This window comes from Rhodococcus sp. SGAir0479 (assembly GCF_005484805.1).
GTDB lineage: Bacteria > Actinomycetota > Actinomycetes > Mycobacteriales > Mycobacteriaceae > Prescottella.
This window is the reverse complement of sequence record NZ_CP039432.1, coordinates 3733160-3752633: the sequence shown is the minus strand read 5'-3', so window position 1 is coordinate 3752633 and position 19474 is coordinate 3733160. Positions and strand designations below refer to the sequence as shown.

Here is a 19474-nt window from a genome sequence, read left to right as displayed (position 1 = left end):
CAACATGGCTGAGAACAACAACTTCGACACCGTCGTCGACTTCCTCATCGTCGGCAGCGGCGGTGGCGGCATGGTCGCCGGCATCACCGCCGCCGACCGAGGGATGTCGGCGCTGATCGTCGATAAGGGCAAGACCTTCGGTGGATCGACCGCCATCTCCGGTGGTGGCATCTGGATTCCGAACGCGCCGGTGCTGCAGCGCAAGGGCGCCCCGCGGGACTCGCGGGAGTCGATTCGCCGCTACCTCGACATCGTCACCGAGGGCAAGGTGTCGGCCGACCGCCTCGACGCCTACGTCGACAACGGCCCCAAGATGATGGAGCTGCTCGAGCGCAGCCCGCACATCGAGTTCTACTGGGTCAAGGGCTACTCCGACTACCACCCGGAGTACGACGGCGGACGCCCCCTCGGCCGCACGGTCGAGTGCACGCCGTTCGACACCCGCAAGCTCGGTGAGGACGAGAAGTTCCAGCGTCCCAACAGCATGAAGGGCCCGCTGGGCCTGTGGGTGACGAGCAAGGACTACCACGACCTCGCGATGGTCAAGCGCACGTGGGCCGGTCGCCGGGCGTCGCTCGTCGCGGCGTGGCGCGTGTCGTCCAACATGATCCGTCGCCGCCACATGTCCACCGGTGGCCGCGCGCTGGTCGCCCGCATGCGCATGGCGCTCAAGGACGCCGGCGTCCCGCTGTGGCTGAAGACGTCGATGACCGAGCTGATCACCGACGACAACGGCGCGGTCGTCGGCGCTCTCGTCGAGAAGGACGGCAAGACCGTGCGCATCGGCGCCCGCAAGGGTGTCCTGCTGGCCACCGGCGGTTTCGAGCACAACGAGGCCATGCGCGCCCAGTACCTGCCCGAGCGCGGTGTCGAGAACATCAGCATGGGTGCCCGCGAGAACGTCGGTGACGGCATCGTCGCCGGTCAGAAGCTCGGCGCGGCCGTCGACCTGATGGACGACGCGTGGTGGATGCCGTCGGTCAAGCACCCGATGGGTGCGGTCATCCCGCTGGTGTCCGAGCGCTCGATCCCGCCCTCGGTGATCGTGAACAAGGACGGCAAGCGCTTCACCAACGAGTCGGCGCCGTACGTCAACTTCGTCCACGACCAGCTCGAGGGCGGCCACGTGCCGGCCTACTTCATCATGGACAGCAAGGCGCGCGCCCGGTACCCGTTCGCGCAGGTGCTGCCCGGTGCGCCGTTCCCGCAGGGCTTCTACGACGAGGGCATCGTGCACAAGGCGGATTCGCTGAGCGAACTCGCCGGCAAGATCGGTGTCCCGGCGCAGAACCTGCTCGAGACCGTCGACCGGTTCAACGGCTACGCCCGCACCGGCAAGGACGAGGAGTTCGGCCGCGGCGACAGCGCCTACGACCAGTACTACGGCGACCCGACGATGAAGAACCCGGCGATGGACGAGATCGTCAAGGGCCCGTTCTACGCGGTCCGCATCGAAGCCGGCGACCTCGGCACCAAGGGCGGTCTCATGACAGACGCCAAGGCGCACGTGCTGCGCGAGGACGGCTCCGTCATCGACGGTCTGTACGCGGTCGGCAACACCGCCGCCTCGGTCATGGCCAACGAGTACGCCGGTGCCGGCGCCACCATCGGCCCGTCGATGGTCTTCGGCTACGTGGCCGCGAACGACATCGCGGACGCCGCCCCGGACCGCCTGTCGACGTCCGGCACGAAGTAGTTCCCGCCGGTCTCGAGTGATCACTCAGCGGGACTGGGAAACCGGCTCTGACGTGGCCGAATCCCAGTCCCGCTGAGCGGGAGATGTTTTGTTTTCGGGCCCACGCACCTGGGACCGTTCGAGACACCCGATCAGCGCACTCGATTGGCGCGCTGACTGCCGACCGCACCAGGAGGGCGCCGTGTTCACTGGCACCACCCGATGCTCCGGTGCGGGCACGACGGGCACCCCGGTCGGCGGTGTCCACCCCAGCTTCCTCGAGCATGCCGCGCGCATGCCAAGCGTCACGGCGCATCCGAACCGCGATTCCCGTCGAGTCCGGTCGCCCGAGCTTGTCGGAGGACAGGAAGACCGATTGCTCTAGCGCGCAGCCGGTCTGGCCGCTAAGAATTGACCCGCGTCGCCGTGGGATCGCAGAGAGAGAGCTGATAGCTATGGGCCAGGTTTTGGACAACATCATGCAGTTCGCGGACGAGATCCGCGAGGGTGGCATCGAGGGCGAGAAGCTCATGCGCCTGTCGGACGGCAACGCCAAGCGCGTTCGCGATGCCGGCGTCATCCGCATGCTGCAGCCGAAGGAGTACGGCGGCCTCGAGGCGCACCCGCGCGAGTTCGCCGAGACCGCGATGGCCCTCGGCGCCGTCGACGGCTCCACCGGATGGGTCTCCGGCATCGTCGGTGTCCACCCGTGGGAGATGGCCTTCTTCGATCCCAAGGTGCAGGAGGAGGTCTGGGGCGAGGACGTCGACACCTGGATCGCGTCGCCGTACGCCCCGATGGGTGTCGCGGTGCCGGTCGACGGTGGCTACATCCTCAACGGCCGCTGGTCGTTCTCCACCGGCAACGACCACTGCAAGTGGGTCATGATCGGTGCGCACGTCGGTGACCAGAAGGGTGTTCCGACCGGCAAGATCATGCACGTGCTGGTCCCCAAGGCGGACTACACCGTCGACCACGAGAGCTGGAACGTCGTCGGCCTGCGTGGCACGGGCTCCAAGGACTTCACCGTCAAGGACGCCTTCGTCCCCGAGTACCGCACCATCGATGCGGAGATCGTCCTCAGCGGCAACGGTGCCAAGCACGCCGGCCGTGACGAGACGCTGTACAAGTTCCCGTTCTCGTGCATCTTCCCGCTCGGCATCTCCTCGTCGCTGATCGGCATGTGCCAGGGCGGTCTCGCGCTGTACATCGCCGCGCAAAAGGAGCGCGTCGCGGTCACCGGCGTCCCGATCAAGGAGGACCCGTACGTCCTCTACGCCATCGGCCAGGCCGCCGACGAGATCAACGCCTCGCGCGTCGCGATCCTCGAGACCGTCGATCGTTTCTGGGACAAGACGGAGAAGGGCCAGGAGGTCACCTTCGAGGAGCGCGCCGTCGGCCGCCGTACCCAGACCAACGCCGCGTGGCGCGCGGTGAGCGCCCTCGACGAGATCTTCGCCCGCGCCGGTGGCGGTGCCATGAAGGTCACGCTGCCGCTGCAGCGCTTCTGGCGTGACGCGCACGTCGGCCTCACCCACGCCATCCACGTGCCCGGCTCGATCAACCACGCGTCGGCGCTGACGCAGCTCGGTGGGGAGCCGCAGGGCATCCACCGCTCGATGATCTAGTTCGAACCCACCTGTATCACCCACTCAGGGACGGATTGATATGACGGATATTCGGGGTCTCGGTTACCTCAGAATTCAGACCCAGGACATCGCCCGCTGGCGGGAACTCGTCGTCGACGGCCTCGGCATGGCGGTCGGTACGGGCCCCGAGCCGGACGGCCTCTACCTGCGTCTGGACGAGCGGCGTGCGCGCCTGATCGTCCTGCCGGGCGATTCCGACAAGGCTCAGGCGGTCGGCTGGGAGGTGCGCGACCACTTCGCACTGCAGCGTGTTCGCGAGGCAGTCGAGAAGGCCGGCATCGCCGTCGAGGAGCTCTCCCTCGAAGAGGCCGACTACCGCGACGCCGAGAAGGTCATCGCGTTCGACGACCCGGCCGGCACCCGCGTCGAGGTGTTCTTCGGACCGGTGCTCGACCACAGCCCGGTCGTCACGCCGTTCGGCGGCCGCTGGGTCACCGGCTCGCAGGGCCTCGGCCACGTGGTGCTGCCGACGCCCACGTTCGCGGAGTCGTACGCCTTCTACACCGAGGTGCTCGGCTTCCTCCCGCGCGGCGCCATCCGGCTGCAGGACGGCGTCTCGCGCGTCCGCTTCCTCGGCGTCAACGAGCGCCACCACAGCCTCGCGCTGTGCCCGGCGCCGCTGACGGAGGAGCCCGGCCTGGTGCACCTGATGACGGAGGTCGACACCCTCGACGCCGTCGGCCAGGCCCTGGACCGTGTCGCCAAGCTCGGCTTCACGATCTCCTCGACCCTGGGTCGCCACACGAACGACAAGATGATCTCGTTCTACGTGCGTGCACCCGGAGGCTGGGACCTCGAGTTCGGCACCGAGGGCATGCTGGTCGACGAGGCGTTCTACACCGCCGAGGAGATCACGGCGGACAGCTACTGGGGCCACGACTGGTCGGCCTCGGAGCCGCTGAAGGCGTTCATCCCCAAGGCGTGATCGTCCGGTAGTGCTCGACGAGAAGGGCCCCACACGAATCCGTACGTGTGGGGCCCTTTCTCGTGTCCGGGTCAGGCGGGCAGATCGAGCGAACGCGCGAGCGTCGGCCACGCCTTCGGCAGCTGGTCCACCCAGTACGACCACGCGTGCACGCCGAGCGGCTCGTAGTCGAACGTGGCGGGGATCCGCAGCTTCCGGAGCGCGGCGTCGAGGCGGTGGGTGCACCCGTTCGCCAGGAACTCGATGGGCCCGCCGATGAACACCCGATCGGACCAGTCGGACGCGTCCGGGTCCTCGTACCGGCCGGGGAGGCCGGAGGCGACCGAGACGTAGATGTCCTTGCCGCGCAGCGCCTCGGCGTTGCGGACCGAATCGTGCGCCACCCACTCGGGTCCGCCGATCTCACCCCACAGGTTCGCCGGGTCCCCACCGCGCGAGGACACCGTGGACTGGACGCTGATCCGGCCAAGGTCGTCCACCGTCGAGTAGCAGCCGCTGAAGGCCGCGATGCCGCGGAACATCTCCGGGTGCCGGTGCGCGAGCATCATCGCGCCCTGTGCGCCCATCGACGCGCCGAGCAGCGACTTGACGCCGTTGGTGCGCAGTCGGGTGTCGAGCAGCGGCGGCAGTTCCTCGGTGACGAACGTTTCCCACTTGTGCAGGCCCACACCGGGGTCGACCCGGTCCCAGTCGGTGTACAGGCCGGAGACCCCACCGTTGATCATGACGACGTTGACGTCCTTGTCCGCGAAGAACTCCGGGACGCCGCCGATCGTGACCCAGCCGCTGGTCTCCTCTCGGGCGTCGACGCCCTCGAGCGCGTAGATCGACGGCCGGGGAACCGAGTTGTCTCTCGGCAGCGCCACTTCCACGCCCACCTCGCGGCGCAGCGCCGGGGACGCGATCGTGAACCGGACCAGCTGCTCGGTCTTGCGTTCCTCGCCGACGATGGCGGCGGTGGTGATGTCGTCCCGCAGCTCCGGCAACGGCGGGTGATCGTTCTGGAGCGGGCCGGGGATCACCGATCCCGCGGTGACGCTGCCCCCGTCGGAACTGCCGGCGCTGCCGGCCCAACTCCCGGATCCCACGGAGCCGCCGAGGCTTTCGAGGCTTCCGGAGCTGCTGCCCGCCGGCGCGGCGGCCGCCTCGCCGGCCAACGGCAGGGCCACGAGCGCGGCCAGCGAGATACCGAGTGCGGTCCGCCGGAGTCGGCGCGGCGCCGGGCGCACCGGATCGAATGTCGACATTGCTGAAAAACCCCCAAAGATTCCTGGACAAGCGTCCTGAAAGGTACCGCGTCGAGCGGGCGTCGGTGCCGCGGCCCCGCGTCCGACCCGCGGACCCGGCGCGTCGCGGCTACACTCCGGCGACATGGTGGACGTCCGCGTGGGGATCTCCGGATGGGTGTATCCGGGCTGGCGGGGCGGTTTCTATCCGTCGGGTCTCGTGCACCGGTCGGAATTGCGGTATGCCGCCGAACGTCTGACGTCGATCGAGATCAACGGCTCGTTCTACGCGCTGCAGAAGCCGTCGAGCTACGCCAAGTGGCGGGACGAGACGCCGAACGACTTCGTCTTCGCCGTCAAGGGGGGCCGGTACATCACGCACATCCGCCGCCTGCGGGACGTCGAGGTGCCGCTCGCGAACTTCTTCGCCGCAGGGGTTCTCGCGCTGGGCGGCAAACTCGGACCGATCCTGTGGCAACTGCCGCCGAACATGGGGTTCGACGCCGACCTGCTGGACGAGTTCCTGGGCCGGCTTCCGCGCACCACGACCGAGGCGGCCGCGCTGGCCGCGCGCCACGACGGCAAACTCGCCGACGACCGGGTGTTCCTCACTCCCGACGCCGATCGACCCGTCCGGCACGCACTCGAGGTGCGCCACCCGAGTTTCGCTGCCCCCGAAGTGGTCCCGATCGCCCGCCGGCACGGGGTCGCGCTGGTGCTGGCCGACACCGCCGGCCGCTTCCCGTGGATCGACGAGTCGACCACGGACTTCCGGTACGCCCGCCTGCACGGCGACGCGAAGCTGTACGAGAGCGGATACACCGATGCGGCGCTGGACGTCTGGGCCGACCGTGTCGAACGCTGGACCGCGGACGGGCAGGACGCGTTCGTCTACTTCGACAACGACATCAAGGGCTACGCGCCGTTCGATGCGATGGGGCTGCTGAAGCGGTTGGGAGTTGGCGGCGGCTGACCGATCCTGGAGGCCTCCCTCCCGGCCGGCGGAAGTTCTCCAGGACCGTGCGCGCGGCCGGGGTCAGGCCGTGTCGGTCCGCAGCCGGCTCAGCCGCATCGCGCTGATCCGCCAGTCGTCACCGTCTTTGCGGTACTCCTCGTGGTAGTGCCCGTAGCCGTGGAGGCTGCGCAGGCCGGGCCGGTCCGCGCCGTCGGGCCACCACAGCATGTCCTCCATGGCCCACGTGCCCGACGCGGTGGTGGCCGAGGTGAGCGTGATCTCGGGCGTGTGGCCGTGGTGCACCGTCGCGACGTCCTCGATGCTCGCCCGCAGGAACGGCAGGTATTCGGCCACGGTGTGGGTGACTCCGCCGCCGGTCTCCGTCATGTCGATCGTGACGTCGTCGGTGAACACCGCGGCCAGGCCGTCCCAGTCCTTGGTGTCCATGAGCCGGAAGTAACGCGCCTTGAGCGCCTTGACGGCCTCGATGTCGGCCGCGGCGGTGCGCGGGTTCACGGGGGAGGTGCCGCCGTCCCAGTGCGCCGGTCCCGATCCCAGCACCTCGATCTCGCCCTGCATGCCGTGCATGCGCTTGGTGCGGTGGCTCATGCGCCACGTGCCGTCGGTCAGGCGCCATTCGTCGTGGTAGTCGCCCAGGGTGGAGAAGCTCAGGCCCCGCCGGTCGCCGACACCGAGGTGCAGATCGGACACGTACGTGCGGCTGCTGGCGGTCCCGGCGTCGAGGTCGACGTCGACGAGCATGTTGCCCAGCAGGTGCTGGGTGGGACCGCAGTCGTCGAGGAAGGTGCGGATGGCGGCCTCGACCTCGGCCGGCCCGTGCAGGGTTCCCGTGCCCAGCTCCGCGGTGGCGTCCGGCAGCATGATCCGGTGCAGCACCGGCCAGTCCCGCTCGTCCATCGCGCGCGCGAACCGGGTGACGGCGCGGGCGATCTCACGTTCGGCCAGCAGCATCTCGAGACTCATCGGTGTTCCTTCCGTGGGGCGTAGACGGAGAGTGCCGTGAATACAGCTGTGGCTGCGACCTTTCGGTCGCAGCCACACACTGATCGATCTGAAGTTCTAGCCGCGGTTGAGGAGCTTGCGCATCGCCTCGGCCGCACCCTTGACCATCTTGTCGCGGGGGAAGCCGCTGCGCTTCTGCGCGGCCTCGTAGTTGCCGCCGGCGACCCACACCGGGCCGTCGGTCAGATGCTCGAGTCCCTCGCGGGCCGCATCCTCGGGTTCCTGCACGATCATGCCGGGGATGTCGAAGTTGAGTCCGGCACGGACCATCGCGGGCGTGCGGGTGACGCCCAGGATCAGCTCGACGACGTGCACGTTGTGCGGCGCCAGCTCGAGCCACAGGCTCTCGGCGAACACGCGGCTGAACGCCTTCGACGACGCGTAGATGCTCTGGTGCTCGGAGCCCATGTAGCCGGCCAGCGAACCCAGCAGCATGATGCCGCCGCGGCCGCGGTCCTTCATCTTGCCGCCGAAGTGGTGCGACAGCTCGAGCTGCTTGGTGATGTTGAGGTTGATGACCCCGTTGAAGCCGGCGAGGTCACCGGTCACGAACTCGTGCCCGTAGCTGTTGGCGCCGGCGTTGAAGATGAGCAGGCCCACCTCGACGTCGTCGGTGACCTTGCGAATCCGGTCGAGCGCGTCGTCGGCCAGCAGGTCCAGCGACAGCGTGCGCACCTCGACGCCGTTCGCGCGAACCTTCTCCGCGGTCTCCTCGAGCGGACCCGGCTTGCGGGCGATCAGCACGAGGTTGAGGCCGGCACGGCTGAGCTCGTCGGCGAAGGCGGCGCCGACACCCTCGGAGCCACCCGCGATGACGGCCCACGGGCCGTACTGGTTCTTGTCGATCATGAAAGGTCCTTCTCGTCTGCGGTGCGACTCAGTGGTCCGCGACCTGCGGGGTGGGAACGGGCTCCTCGTTGGTGATCGGGAGGCGGCCGTCGAGCGCGGCGACCTGGATCGCCGCACTCAACGACTCGCACCGCATCACCGGGGCGCCGGGGCGACCCTCACGGCCCACCCACTCGTGGATCTCGAGGCACGCCTCCTGAGCGGCCTCGTTCCACTGGACGGCGGTGTGCTCCCAGCTGTGCTTCTGGACCAGCACACACGCCCCGCAGCGGTCACACTCCAGCGGCTGCATTCTCACGCGCCTTCTTCTCGAGGTTGTCCTCGACGACCCGGCGCCACGACGCGACGGCCTTGGTGGTGTCCATCTCGTGCTCGAAGCGGTCGGTCATGTCCGCCGAGACGTCCGCGCGGTCGACGTAGAACTGGTCGTACCAGCGGCGCAGCTGGTAGACGGGGCCGTCCTCCTCGCACAGCAGCGGGTTCTCGATCCGGGTCTTGTTCTTCCAGATCTGGATGTCCTGCTCGAAGCCCTTGGCGATGAACTCGCCGAACTTCTGCGCGGTCTCGAGCGCCTTGTCGCCGAGGACCGGCGACTTCTTGACGATCATGCCGTACATCAGCACGAACTTGTCCGGGCTGACCGGGTAGTGGCAGTTGATGAGGATCGACTCGACGTCGTAGCCCTCGTACTCGTAGGCCAGGTCGTCGATCATGAACGACGGGCCGAAGTAGGACGCGTCGGAGCGGCTGCCGAGCATCTTCGGAACGCCGGTCGCGTGCGGGCGCATGTCGGTCCGGGCCTCGCCGCGCATGAACTGGCTGGCGACCTGTCCCTCGAAGACGTTCTTGAAGAACGTCGGGAACGAGTAGTGCACGTAGAAGAAGTGCGCCATGTCGACGATGTTGTCGACGATCTCGCGGCAGTTGGTGTCGACCTCGGTGGTGTACCAGACCCAGTCGGTCCACTCGTCGCTCGTCGCACCCTCGATGCGCGGGATGTACATGTCCTCGTCCGTCGGGGCCTTGCCCTCGGGGTCGTGCCAGACGAACAGCATGCCGTCCTGGTCGAGGGTCGGCCACGCGCGGGTCTTGGCGATCGGCGGCACCCGGCGGGCGTAGGGGATGTCGGTGCAGCGGCCCTTGCCGTTCCAGCGCCAGTCGTGGAACGGGCACGCGACCGAGTCGCCCTTGATCTCGCCCTGGCTCAGGTCGCCACCCATGTGCCGGCAGTACGCGTCGAGGATCTGCAGCTCGCCCTTGCTGTCGGCGAACACGACCAGCTTGGTGCCGAACGCGTGCACCGAGTGCGGCTTGCCGTCCCGGAACGACTCGGACAGGCCCAGGCAGTGCCAGCCACGGGCGAAGCGGGTGGGGGCGGCGCCGGAGACGATCTCGCGGACTTCGGGTTCTTCGGACTTGATGCTCACTTCGTCCGTCCTTTCGGGGAAAGCGATGTCGTTTCGGACGCGTTCGCGGCAGCGGCGCCCGCCACCGGTGGGGGTCCCATGTGCAGGATGCACACCCGTGGCAATGACGGCCACGCTAGGTGACTCCTGTCACCCGTTTCGCCGAAATCCCACTGGCCGGGACCGGGCGTGCGGGGCCGGGCTCGGGAACCCCCGTGAACGGACGAAGGGGACGCCCGCGGGAAGCCCCGGGTGAATTCCGCCCTACCATGCGCATATCCCCCAATCCCGACATCGACCCGCCCCGGGGTCGAGGAGGAGGCCACATGGCCAGCGAGGTTCTGCGGTCGGTCCGCGAGTTACTGCCCGCCATCGCCGAACGTGCCCAGACCGTCGACGACTCCCGGCGCGTGTCCGATCAGTCGATCCAGGACCTCAGCGCCGCGGGCGTCTTCCGCATGCTCCAACCCGCCCGGTACGGGGGCCTCGAGACCAGCCCGGTGGACTTCTACGAGGTGGTCCGCGCGATCTCCGGCGCCTGCGGATCGACCGGGTGGGTGACCGCGGTGCTCGGCGTGCACCCGTGGCACCTGGGCCTGTTCGACGTCCGCGTGCAGGACGAGGTGTGGGGGCAGGACACCTCGGTACTGGTGTCGTCGGCGTACGCGCCGGTCGGCGAGCTCGTGCCGGTGGACGGCGGCTACGAGCTGACCGGCACGTGGCGGTTCTCGTCCGGGTGCGACCACGCGACGTGGGCGCTGCTCGGCGCGCTCGTCGTCGGTGCGGAGGGCCGCCCGGTCGACTTCATGACCGTCGCCGTGCCGCGCACCGACTACCGGATCAAGGACGTGTGGGACGTCGTCGGGTTGCGGGGCACGGCGAGCAACGAGATCACCGTCAACAAGGTGTTCGTCCCGGAGTACCGGACGATCCGCAACTACGAGGCGGCGCAGCTGCGAGCTCCCGGGCAGCGCGTGAACACCGCGCCGCTGTTCAAGCTGCCGTTCGCCGCGATCTTCACGACCACCGTGGCCGCGCCGGTGGTGGGCACGGTCGCCGGGTGCTACGAGCAGTACCTGTCGGCGATGCGGGACCGGGTGCGGCTCAGCCTCGGCGGTGGCCGCTTCGCCGAGGACCAGTTCGCACAGGTGGCGGTCGCGCGGGCGTCGTCGGAGATCGATGCGGCGATCCTGCAGATGGACCGCAACATCCGGGAGTTGCTCGAGCTGGCCGAGGCCGGCGAGCCGCTGCCGATGAGCATGCGGCTGCGGGTGCGGCGCGACCAGGTCCGCGCCACCGAACGCGCCCTCGAAGCGATCGATCTGCTGTTCAAGACCGCGGGCGGCAACTCCCTCGATCGGGGCAACCCCATCGAGCGCGCGTGGCGGGACGCGCATGCCGGCAGCGTGCACGTGGCCAACGACGCCGAGCGTGCCCTGTCGATGTACGGGCGCGGCGCGTTCGGTCTGCCCGTCGAGGACAACCTGGTCTGACGAGCGAGCCCCGGCCGCCCGCTCCGGGGGCCGGCGTGGTTGTGTCCTCCTGCGATTTCGGGTTCGATGTGGAGCGCAATCGCAGGTGTTCGCCCCGGGTGGCCCGGGCGCCCGTCGACCGGAAATGGCGCGGGTGCCCCGGAATGCGCCCGAGTGCATCGACCGAACGGTCGCCGGGTGAGAGCATTCCAGTGTGCGGCGCGTCCCCGCGGTGCACGGATGGATTCAGAGTGCAGAAAGTAGGGGATCGACGGTGCCGAGAGTCGCGGAGGCGCGGGACGCAGCCGAACCGAGTTCGGCCGAGCAGCGGGCACGGTTCGCGCGCATGCTCGACGCGGCGGCGCAGTTGGGCGCCGAGAAGGAACTCGAGCGCGTCCAGATGCACGAGGTCGCCAAGCTGGCCGGGGTCGCGATCGGCACCCTGTACCGCTACTTCCCGTCGAAGACGCATCTGTTCGTCGCGGTGATGGTCGACCAGATCGACCAGATGAGCGAGGGCTTCGCGCGGCGGTCGCAGCCGGCCATGACGCCGCAGGACGAGATCTTCGAGACGCTGCTGCGGGCCACCCGGGCGCTGCTGCGCCGACCGCTGCTGGCGAACGCGATGATCCAGTCCACGAGTACCGCGAAGGTCACCGCGATTCCCGACGTGGCGCGGGTGGACCGCCAGTTCCGCGACGTGCTGTTCGAGGCGGGCGGCCTCGAACAGGTCACCGAGAACGACTCGGTGCTGGTGCGTTTACTGGTATCGGCGTGGTTCGGGATCATCCAGTCGTGCCTCAACGGGCGGATCTCGGTTCCGGATGCGGAGGAGGACCTGCGCACCGCGTGCCGGTTGCTTCTCGCGGACCTCTCGAATGCCCAGCTCCCGCCGGCTGCCGAGACGGCATAACTGAAATGAATTTCAATTCCGGCCCCGCGACTCAGTCGCGGGGCCGGTTTCGTCCTGGCTGGGGCGTGGACGCGGCGTCCGCCGGAAACAGCTGACTGTTTCGCGCGCGTAGGAGAGGTCCGGCCCCGTGGGGCGCCTCGCACCCCTCCATTGCTCTCGTCGCGAAAGTAGAATACATTCCAAAAATGAACGAGTTGCAGCCCGCGAGGCCGCGGCTCTCCTTTCGCACGTACTCGCAGTTCTTCACAAGGAGCACTCCATGACCAACGTCGTCATCGTCGAGGCCGCCCGCACGCCGATCGGCCGCCGCCGCGGCGCCCTCGCGGGTCTTCATCCGGCCACCCTGCTGGGCTTCGCGCAGCGGGCCGTGATCGAGCGCGCCGGAATCGCTCCCGAGGAGATCGGCCAGATCGTCGGCGGCGTCGTCACGCAGGCGGGTGAGCAGTCCAACAACGTCGCGCGCAACGCGTGGCTGCACGCGGGCCTGCCGTACACCACCGCCGCCACGACCATCGACTGCGCGTGCGGATCGTCGCAGCAGGCCGTGCACATGATCGCCGGCCTCATCGCGTCCGGCCAGATCGACGCCGGCATCGGCTGCGGTGTCGAGTCCATGAGCCGGGTGTTCCTCGGCCAGGCGCTCGCCCCGGGCACCGGCATCCCGTTCCCCGAGGACTGGACCGTGGACATGGGCGACCAGTTCACCTCCGCCGAGCGCATCGCGGCCAACCGCGGCATCAAGCGCGGCGACACCGACGCGTTCGGCCTCGAGTCCCAGCGCCGGGCCGCGCAGGCGTGGGCCGAGAGCCGCTTCGACCGCGAGATCGTGCCCGTCGAGGCCCCCGTCGTGACCAAGGAAGGCGAGCTCACCGGCGAGATCGCGACCGTCACCCGCGACGGCGGCCTGCGTGAGACCACCGCCGAGGGCCTGGCCGCCCTCAAGCCCGTCATGGACGGCGGCATCCACACCGCCGGATCGTCGTCGCAGATCAGTGACGGCGCCGCCGCGGTGCTGCTGATGAGCGAGGACAAGGCCAAGGCGCTGGGCCTGCGCCCGCGCGCCCGCATCGTCTCCTCCGGCATGGTCGGCGCCGACCCGTACTTCCACCTGGACGGTCCCATCGACTCCACCCGCCACGTGCTGGCCAAGGCCGGGATGTCGCTCGACGACATCGACATCGTCGAGATCAACGAGGCCTTCGCCGCGGTCGTGCTGTCGTGGGCGCAGGTGCTCGAGGCAGACCTGAACAAGGTCAACGTCAACGGCGGCGCGATCGCACTCGGCCACCCCGTCGGCTCCACCGGCTCGCGTCTGATCACCACCGCGCTGCACGAGCTCGAGCGTTCGGACCGTTCCACCGCGCTGGTCACGATGTGCGCGGGCGGCGCGCTCTCCACCGCCACGATCATCGAGCGCATCTAGGCGGCTCCGCCACCCGTGCGCCTTTTCGGCGGTGGGACCCACCGCCGAAAAGGCGCCCAGGCGCGGATGCGCCCGTCGTATTTCATCTACTTCCGAGGAACTTTCGATGACCATTGGTTTGAGTGACGAAGACCGCGAACTCCGCGATTCCGTGCGTGGCTGGGCTGCCCGCCACGCGACCCCCACCGTGATCCGGGAGGCGGTCGAGGCCAAGTCCGAGACCCGCCCCACCTACTGGGGTTCGCTCGCCGAGCTCGGCATGCTGGGCCTGCACCTGCCCGAGGAGTTCGGCGGCGCCGGTTACGGTCTGGTCGAGCTCGCCATCGTCACCGAGGAACTGGGCCGCTCGCTCGTCCCCGGACCCTTCCTGCCCACCGCCGTCGTCTCGGCGGTGCTGAACGCGGCCGGCCGCACGGCCGAACTCGAGGGCCTGGCCGACGGCACGCTGTTCGGCGCCGTCGCGCTGCAGCCGGGCGGACTGAAGGTGGTCCGCGACGGCGGCACGGTCACGCTGTCGGGCACGTCCAGCTACGTCCTCGGCGGCCAGGTGGGTGACGTGTTCCTGCTCGCTGCCACCGACGAGGCCGCCGACGACGACCTCGCGTTCGTCGTGGTCTCGCGTGAGCGCCTCGAGGTCACCGAGCTGCCGAGCCACGACGTGGTCCGCCGCAATGCCGAGGTGACCGTCGACGGCCTCGAGCTCGCGGACGGCGATGTGCTGACGCTGGATTCGCAGCGCGTCCTCGACATCGCGATCACGCTGTTCGCGGCCGAGGCGGCCGGTCTGGCCGACTGGGCCACCACCACCGCCGCGGACTACGCGCGGGTGCGTCAGCAGTTCGGCCGCGTCATCGGCCAGTTCCAGGGCGTCAAGCACAAGGCCGCCCGCATGTTCAGCCTCACCGAGCAGGCGCGCGTCACCGCGTGGGACGCCGCTCGCGCGCTCGGTGACGACGTCAGCGCCGCCGAGGCGTCGCTCGCCGCGGCGGTCGCCGGGGCGGTGGCGCTCGAGTCGGCGTTCCAGGTCACCAAGGACTGCATCCAGGTCCTCGGCGGCATCGGCTTCACGTGGGAGCACGACGCCCACCTGTACATGCGCCGCGCGCAGTCGTTGCGGATCCTGTCGGGCTCGACCGCGTCGTGGAAGCGTCGGGTCGCGCAGCTGACCCTCGACGGTGCCCGCCGCGTCCTCAGCATCGACCTGCCGCCGGAGGCGGAGCAGATCCGCGCCGACGTGCGCGCCGAGCTCGAGCCCGCGACCGCGCTCGAGGGCGCCGAGCAGAAGGCTTACCTGGCCGAGAAGGGTTACACCTCACCGCATCTGCCCGCGCCGTGGGGCAAGAGCGCCGACGCCGTCACGCAGCTCGTCATCGCCGAGGAGCTCCGCGGCGCGAAGCTCACCCCGCACGACATGATCATCGGCAACTGGGTGGTCCCGACGCTGATCGCGCACGGCAACCCCGAGCAGGTCGAGCGGTTCGTCCCGCAGTCGCTGCGCGGCGACTTCGTGTGGTGCCAGCTGTTCTCCGAGCCCGGCGCGGGCTCCGACCTGGCCGGCCTGTCCACCAAGGCCACCAAGGTCGACGGCGGCTGGAAGCTCAACGGCCAGAAGGTGTGGACGTCGATGGCCCGCGAGGCCGACTGGGGCATCTGCCTCGCCCGCACCGACGCCGACGTCCCCAAGCACAAGGGCCTGTCGTACTTCCTGATCGACATCAAGAACAGCGGACTCGACATCCGCCCGCTGCGGGAGATCACCGGCGAGGCCCTGTTCAACGAGGTGTTCCTCGACGACGTCTTCGTCCCCGACGAGTGCCTGGTCGGCGAGCCCGGTGACGGCTGGAAGCTGGCCCGCACCACGCTCGCCAACGAGCGCGTCTCGCTGTCGCACGACTCGTCGCTCGGTTCGGGTGGCGAGGCGCTGCTCGACCTGGCCGCCGAGATCCCCGGCGGGCTCGACGCCGAACAGATGACCGTTCTGGGCAAGGTGCTGTGCGACGCGCAGTCCGGCGGCCTGATGGGCCTGCGCACGACGCTGCGCTCGCTCACCGGCGCGCAGCCCGGCGCCGAGTCGTCGATCGCGAAACTGCTGGGCGTCGAACACATCCAGCAGGTGTGGGAGGTTGCGATGGAGTGGGCCGGCCCGACGTCGCTGCGCGGTGAGCAGCACCGCCGCTCGGCCACGCAGATGTTCCTGAACTCGCAGTGCATGTCGATCGCGGGTGGTACCACCAATGTGCAGCTCAACATCATCGGCGAGCGGATCCTGGGTCTGCCGCGCGATCCCGAACCCGGAAAGTGAGTTCGACAGGCATGAGTAGTCGCACGTTCGTCGTCGGTGTCGGTATGACCAAGTTCGAGAAGATCGAGTCTCGGGACTGGGAGTACCCGGACATGGTCACCGAGGCCGTCGGCACCGCCCTCGCCGACGCCGGTATCTCGTACGGGCAGGTGCAGCGCGCCGCCGTCGGGTACGTGTTCCAGCCGTCGACGGCGGGGCAGCGTGCGCTGTACGAGACGGGGATGACCGGGATCCCGATCGTGAACGTGAACAACAACTGCGCGACGGGGTCGTCGGCGTTGATGATGGCCCGCGAGTGGGTGCAGGCCGGGATCGTCGACGTCGCGCTCGCGGTGGGCTTCGAGAAGATGACCAAGAAGTCCCTGGTCGGGGACGGCACGATGCCCGCCGTCACCACGCTCGACGAACATCTGAAGGTGATGACCGCCGCGCACGAGTGGGGCAACGGCCCCATGACGGCGCAGCTGTTCGGCAATGCCGCGGTCGAGCACATGGACCGCTACGGGACCACGGCCGAGCAGATCGCGGCGGTGGCGGTGAAGAACCACCGGCACTCGGTGAACAACCCCTACGCGCAGTTCCGGGACGAGTACACCCTCGAGCAGGTGCTGGGCGACAAGATGATCCACGCGCCGCTGACGCGGTCGCAGTGCTCGCCGACGTCGGACGGCGCGGGCGCGGCGGTGGTCGTCAGCGAGCGGTTCGTGCGCGAGCACGGCCTCGAGGACCAGGCGATCGAGATCGTCGCGCAGGCCCTCACGACCGATACCGCCGAGTCTTTCGCCGAGCGGTCGATGATCGATGTGGTCGGTGCGCCGATGACGAAGGCCGCGGCCGCGCAGGTGTTCGCCGAGTCGGGGCTGTCGATCGACGACGTCGACGTGATCGAGTTGCACGACTGCTTCGCGATCAACGAGATCATCACCTACGAGGGCCTGGGACTGTGCGAGCCGGGGGAGGGTGGCAAGCTCGTCGAGTCCGGCGCCACCACCTACGGCGGCACGGTCGTGGTCAATCCGTCCGGTGGCCTGATCTCGAAGGGGCACCCGCTCGGTGCGACGGGGCTGGCGCAGTGCGCCGAGCTGACGTGGCAGCTGCGGGGTCAGGCCGGGGCCCGGCAGGTCGACGGTGCCCGGGTGGGTCTGCAGCACAACCTCGGCCTCGGTGGCGCGTGCGTGATCGCGTTGTACCGGGCCGGAACCATTTCGAAGTCTTCTACGGAGTCGTAATGTCAATTGACGTGAAGGCCGCGCTGTCGGCCGAACCTACTGTGCGCGAGGCCCACTGGACCGAGCGTGATGTCCTGCTGTACCACCTCGGCCTGGGCGCCGGCGTGAACTCGCTCGACCCCGCCGAACTCGGCTGGGTGTACGAGAAGGGCCTGCGGGTCCTGCCGACCTTCGCGATGGTCGCGGGCCAGGGCGTCTCGGCCGGCACGCTGAAGCCGGTCGGGATGAACATGCCCGGCATCGACATCGACCTGCGCAAGATCCTGCACGGCGGACAGGCGCTGACCCTGCACGCCCCGATCCCGGCCACGGGTTCGGCGCGGATCTCCTCGCGCGTCGCCGACGTGTGGGACAAGGGCAAGGCCGCGGTCATCGTGCTCGAGCAGTCCGCGACCGACCTCGACGGAAATCCGTTGTGGACCACGGGCATGCAGATCTGGGCGCGCGGCGAGGGCGGCTTCGGCGGCGACGCCGGACCGGACGTCACCAACGCGGTGCCCGAGCGGCCGGCCGACAAGGTCCTGTCCTCGCCCACCAGCACGCAGCAGGCGCTCGTGTACCGCCTCAGCGGCGACATGAACCCGCTGCACGCCGACCCGGCGTTCGCGCAGATGGCCGGTTTCGACCGCCCGATCCTGCACGGGCTCGCGTCGTACGGCGTGGTCTGCAAGGCCGTCGTCGACGGTCTCCTCGGCGGCGATCCCACCCGCGTCGAGAACTATTCGGTGCGCTTCGCCGGCTCGATCTACCCGGGCGAGACGATCGAGACGTCGGTGTGGCAGGACGGCAGCACGCTCACGCTGCTCGCGACGTGCCCCGAGCGCGACGGTCAGGCCGTGCTGACCCACGCGACGATGGAGGTCCGTTCGTGAAGACCGGTGACCACCCCACCGTCCAGACCCACCCGCACCGCACCGTGCTGACGTCGGCGCCGCAGGACGCGCCGGTCGACCGCGCGACCGCGGCGGCTCGTCGCGTGATCGACGCGATGCTGCGCACCGATCGCGGCAACGCGAACCTGGACCGGGTCGCGGAGGAACTGAACAGCATCGCCGATCACCTCGAGGAGCACGCTCCCGAGGTGGCCGAGCGGATGATCGACATGTGGAGCGGCGAGGGCGTCACCCGGCACGACCCGATCACCGGGCCCGAGAACGCGATCGCGCCGCCGCTCGTCCTCGAGGGACTGGACGACGGTTCGGTGCAGGGGGTCGTGACGCTGACGCTGCCGTACCAGGGCCCGCCCGGGTGCGTGCACGGCGGCGTGTCGTCGCTGCTCCTCGACCACGTGCTCGGTGTCGCGAACGCGTGGGGCGGCAAGGCCGGTATGACCGCGCAGCTCAACGTGCGCTACCACAGGCCGACGCCGTTGTTCGAGCCGCTGACCATCACCGGGAAGCAGGTCTCGGTGGAGGGTCGCAAGATTCACACCGTCGGCGACATCAAGAACGCCGCCGGTGAGGTGTGCGTGTCGGTGGAGGGTCTGTTCATCGACGCATCGGTGCCGCGCCCGCGGTAACCGGCTGTCGAGCTGAAGGGTCCCTTCGTGCGCTGTCCGCGCGTGAAGGGACCCTTCAGCTCTTCCGGAGAGAGGGGAGCGTTGTGGGAAAGCTCGACGAGAGGGTGGCGATCGTCACCGGTGCCGGGATGGGCATCGGGCGGGGAATCGCGGGGGCCTTCGCGCGGGAGGGCGCCAACGTGCTGGTGGCCGAGATCGACGCGGCCGCCGGTGAGGCGACCGCGCAGTGGCTGCGCGACGAGTGGGGCGTCAAGGCCGAGTTCCAGCAGACCGACATCACCGACAAGGACCAGGTGCACGCCATGGTCGACGGGGCGGTGGACCAGTTCGGCCGCCTCGACATCCTGGTCAACAACGCGTGGCGCAGTTCGGGCTTCGCGCGGTTCGAGAACATGACCGACGAGCAGCTGCGCGGCGGTTTCGACATGGCCGTGATGGCGGCGTTCTGGGGCATGCAGCGCGCGTTGCCCGAGCTCGAGAAGCGCGGGACCGGCCGCGTCATCAACCTGTGCTCGCTCAACGGCGTGAACGCGCACATGTACTCGGTGCACTACAACGCCGCCAAGGAAGCGCTGCGCACGCTCACCCGCACGGCTGCCCGGGAGTGGGCTCCCAAGCAGGTGTGCTGCAACGTGATCTGCCCCGGCGCCCAGAGCGAGGCGTACCGCCGCGTCAAGGAGGCCAACCCGCAGATGGCCGCCTCGATGGCCGAGGCCAACCCGATGCACCGGATCGGTGATCCACTCGACGACATCGGTCCCGTCGCGGTGTTCCTGGCGAGCGACGACTCGCGCTACGTCACCGGAAACACGCTGTTCGTCGACGGTGGCGGCCACATCAACGGCGTCCAGTGGGCGCCGCAGGTGGACTGAATCCCGGGGCCGTCCGGCCTCGGGGGAGGGGCCGGC

General features: G+C 69.2%; 17 protein-coding genes. 12 read left to right on the top strand and 5 right to left on the bottom strand.

Going from position 1 to position 19474, the window contains the following annotated elements:
- Nucleotides 1-4 precede the first annotated feature (4 nt).
- From E7742_RS17295 to bphC, 3 genes are all read left to right on the top strand, one after another.
- On the top strand, nt 5-1696 hold the full coding sequence (locus tag E7742_RS17295) for an FAD-binding protein (protein ID WP_137800064.1): 1692 nt from the start codon (nt 5-7) through the stop codon (nt 1694-1696).
- Nucleotides 1697-2130: 434 nt separating this feature from the next.
- Nucleotides 2131-3303: a hydroxylase gene (locus E7742_RS17290; protein WP_137800063.1), complete on the top strand. Its 1173-nt coding sequence runs from the start codon at nt 2131-2133 to the stop codon at nt 3301-3303.
- A gap of 40 nt (nt 3304-3343) precedes the next feature.
- A complete protein-coding gene (bphC, locus tag E7742_RS17285; RefSeq protein WP_137800062.1) occupies nt 3344-4249 on the top strand; it encodes a biphenyl-2,3-diol 1,2-dioxygenase in 906 nt (301 codons plus the stop codon).
- A gap of 71 nt (nt 4250-4320) precedes the next feature.
- On the opposite strand, the gene E7742_RS17280 is transcribed toward bphC, so the two are convergent.
- Entirely contained in the window at nt 4321-5496 is a 1176-nt protein-coding gene (locus tag E7742_RS17280) for an alpha/beta hydrolase (RefSeq protein ID WP_137800061.1), read from the bottom strand.
- Between the two features lie 124 nt (nt 5497-5620).
- On the opposite strand from E7742_RS17280, the gene E7742_RS17275 reads away from it, so the two are divergent.
- Complete coding sequence (locus E7742_RS17275; RefSeq protein ID WP_137800060.1) at nt 5621-6448, top strand: DUF72 domain-containing protein; 828 nt, start codon at nt 5621-5623, stop codon at nt 6446-6448.
- A 63-nt stretch (nt 6449-6511) separates the two neighbouring features.
- Here E7742_RS17275 and E7742_RS23785 read toward each other — a convergent pair whose 3' ends face one another.
- From E7742_RS23785 to E7742_RS17255, 4 genes are all read right to left on the bottom strand, one after another.
- Nucleotides 6512-7414 carry a nuclear transport factor 2 family protein gene (locus E7742_RS23785; protein ID WP_137800059.1) on the bottom strand — a complete coding sequence of 301 codons (903 nt, stop codon included), beginning with the start codon at nt 7412-7414 and terminating at the stop codon, nt 6512-6514.
- A 96-nt stretch (nt 7415-7510) separates the two neighbouring features.
- Nucleotides 7511-8302 (bottom strand): SDR family NAD(P)-dependent oxidoreductase, encoded by a 792-nt coding sequence (locus E7742_RS17265; protein WP_137800058.1) that lies wholly within the window; start codon nt 8300-8302, stop codon nt 7511-7513.
- Nucleotides 8303-8330: 28 nt separating this feature from the next.
- Nucleotides 8331-8594: a hypothetical protein gene (locus E7742_RS17260; RefSeq protein ID WP_137800057.1), complete on the bottom strand. Its 264-nt coding sequence runs from the start codon at nt 8592-8594 to the stop codon at nt 8331-8333.
- Nucleotides 8575-9729, bottom strand: a complete 1155-nt coding sequence (locus E7742_RS17255) for a Rieske 2Fe-2S domain-containing protein (RefSeq protein ID WP_137800056.1) — start codon at nt 9727-9729, stop codon at nt 8575-8577. Before E7742_RS17255 ends, E7742_RS17260 begins: the two co-directional genes overlap by 20 nt.
- Before the next feature lie 305 nt (nt 9730-10034).
- Between E7742_RS17255 and hsaA the strand changes: the two genes are divergently transcribed.
- From hsaA to E7742_RS17215, 8 genes are all read left to right on the top strand, one after another.
- Nucleotides 10035-11201, top strand: coding sequence for a 3-hydroxy-9,10-secoandrosta-1,3,5(10)-triene-9,17-dione monooxygenase oxygenase subunit (gene hsaA, locus E7742_RS17250; RefSeq protein ID WP_137800055.1), 1167 nt, complete (start codon nt 10035-10037; stop codon nt 11199-11201).
- A gap of 253 nt (nt 11202-11454) precedes the next feature.
- Nucleotides 11455-12093, top strand: coding sequence for a TetR family transcriptional regulator (locus tag E7742_RS17245; protein ID WP_137800054.1), 639 nt, complete (start codon nt 11455-11457; stop codon nt 12091-12093).
- Between the two features lie 259 nt (nt 12094-12352).
- Nucleotides 12353-13516: a steroid 3-ketoacyl-CoA thiolase gene (locus tag E7742_RS17240; RefSeq protein ID WP_137800053.1), complete on the top strand. Its 1164-nt coding sequence runs from the start codon at nt 12353-12355 to the stop codon at nt 13514-13516.
- 106 nt (nt 13517-13622) lie between these two features.
- Nucleotides 13623-15818 (top strand): acyl-CoA dehydrogenase, encoded by a 2196-nt coding sequence (locus E7742_RS17235; protein ID WP_137800052.1) that lies wholly within the window; start codon nt 13623-13625, stop codon nt 15816-15818.
- 11 nt (nt 15819-15829) lie between these two features.
- Nucleotides 15830-17047 (top strand): lipid-transfer protein, encoded by a 1218-nt coding sequence (locus E7742_RS17230; protein WP_137800051.1) that lies wholly within the window; start codon nt 15830-15832, stop codon nt 17045-17047.
- On the top strand, nt 17047-17919 hold the full coding sequence (locus tag E7742_RS17225; protein WP_137800050.1) for a MaoC/PaaZ C-terminal domain-containing protein: 873 nt from the start codon (nt 17047-17049) through the stop codon (nt 17917-17919). Before E7742_RS17230 ends, E7742_RS17225 begins: the two co-directional genes overlap by 1 nt.
- The gene (locus E7742_RS17220; protein ID WP_137800049.1) at nt 17916-18566 is read left to right on the top strand and encodes a PaaI family thioesterase; all 651 of its coding nucleotides are present in this window, start codon (nt 17916-17918) and stop codon (nt 18564-18566) included. The genes E7742_RS17225 and E7742_RS17220 overlap by 4 nt, the downstream gene beginning before the upstream one ends.
- Nucleotides 18567-18649: 83 nt before the next feature.
- Nucleotides 18650-19438: an SDR family NAD(P)-dependent oxidoreductase gene (locus E7742_RS17215; RefSeq protein WP_137800048.1), complete on the top strand. Its 789-nt coding sequence runs from the start codon at nt 18650-18652 to the stop codon at nt 19436-19438.
- Nucleotides 19439-19474: the final 36 nt, after the last annotated feature.

Excerpts from the sequence above, each read along its gene's own strand:
- E7742_RS17295 (WP_137800064.1), top strand. The coding sequence starts at position 5 with ATGGCTGAGAACAACAACTTCGACACCGTCGTCGACTTCCTCATCGTC.
- E7742_RS17290 (WP_137800063.1), top strand. The coding sequence starts at position 2,131 with ATGGGCCAGGTTTTGGACAACATCATGCAGTTCGCGGACGAGATCCGC.
- bphC (WP_137800062.1), top strand. The coding sequence starts at position 3,344 with ATGACGGATATTCGGGGTCTCGGTTACCTCAGAATTCAGACCCAGGAC.
- E7742_RS17280 (WP_137800061.1), bottom strand. The coding sequence starts at position 5,496 with ATGTCGACATTCGATCCGGTGCGCCCGGCGCCGCGCCGACTCCGGCGG.
- E7742_RS17275 (WP_137800060.1), top strand. The coding sequence starts at position 5,621 with ATGGTGGACGTCCGCGTGGGGATCTCCGGATGGGTGTATCCGGGCTGG.
- E7742_RS23785 (WP_137800059.1), bottom strand. The coding sequence starts at position 7,414 with ATGAGTCTCGAGATGCTGCTGGCCGAACGTGAGATCGCCCGCGCCGTC.
- E7742_RS17265 (WP_137800058.1), bottom strand. The coding sequence starts at position 8,302 with ATGATCGACAAGAACCAGTACGGCCCGTGGGCCGTCATCGCGGGTGGC.
- E7742_RS17260 (WP_137800057.1), bottom strand. The coding sequence starts at position 8,594 with ATGCAGCCGCTGGAGTGTGACCGCTGCGGGGCGTGTGTGCTGGTCCAG.
- hsaA (WP_137800055.1), top strand. The coding sequence starts at position 10,035 with ATGGCCAGCGAGGTTCTGCGGTCGGTCCGCGAGTTACTGCCCGCCATC.
- E7742_RS17240 (WP_137800053.1), top strand. The coding sequence starts at position 12,353 with ATGACCAACGTCGTCATCGTCGAGGCCGCCCGCACGCCGATCGGCCGC.
- E7742_RS17235 (WP_137800052.1), top strand. The coding sequence starts at position 13,623 with ATGACCATTGGTTTGAGTGACGAAGACCGCGAACTCCGCGATTCCGTG.
- E7742_RS17230 (WP_137800051.1), top strand. The coding sequence starts at position 15,830 with ATGAGTAGTCGCACGTTCGTCGTCGGTGTCGGTATGACCAAGTTCGAG.
- E7742_RS17225 (WP_137800050.1), top strand. The coding sequence starts at position 17,047 with ATGTCAATTGACGTGAAGGCCGCGCTGTCGGCCGAACCTACTGTGCGC.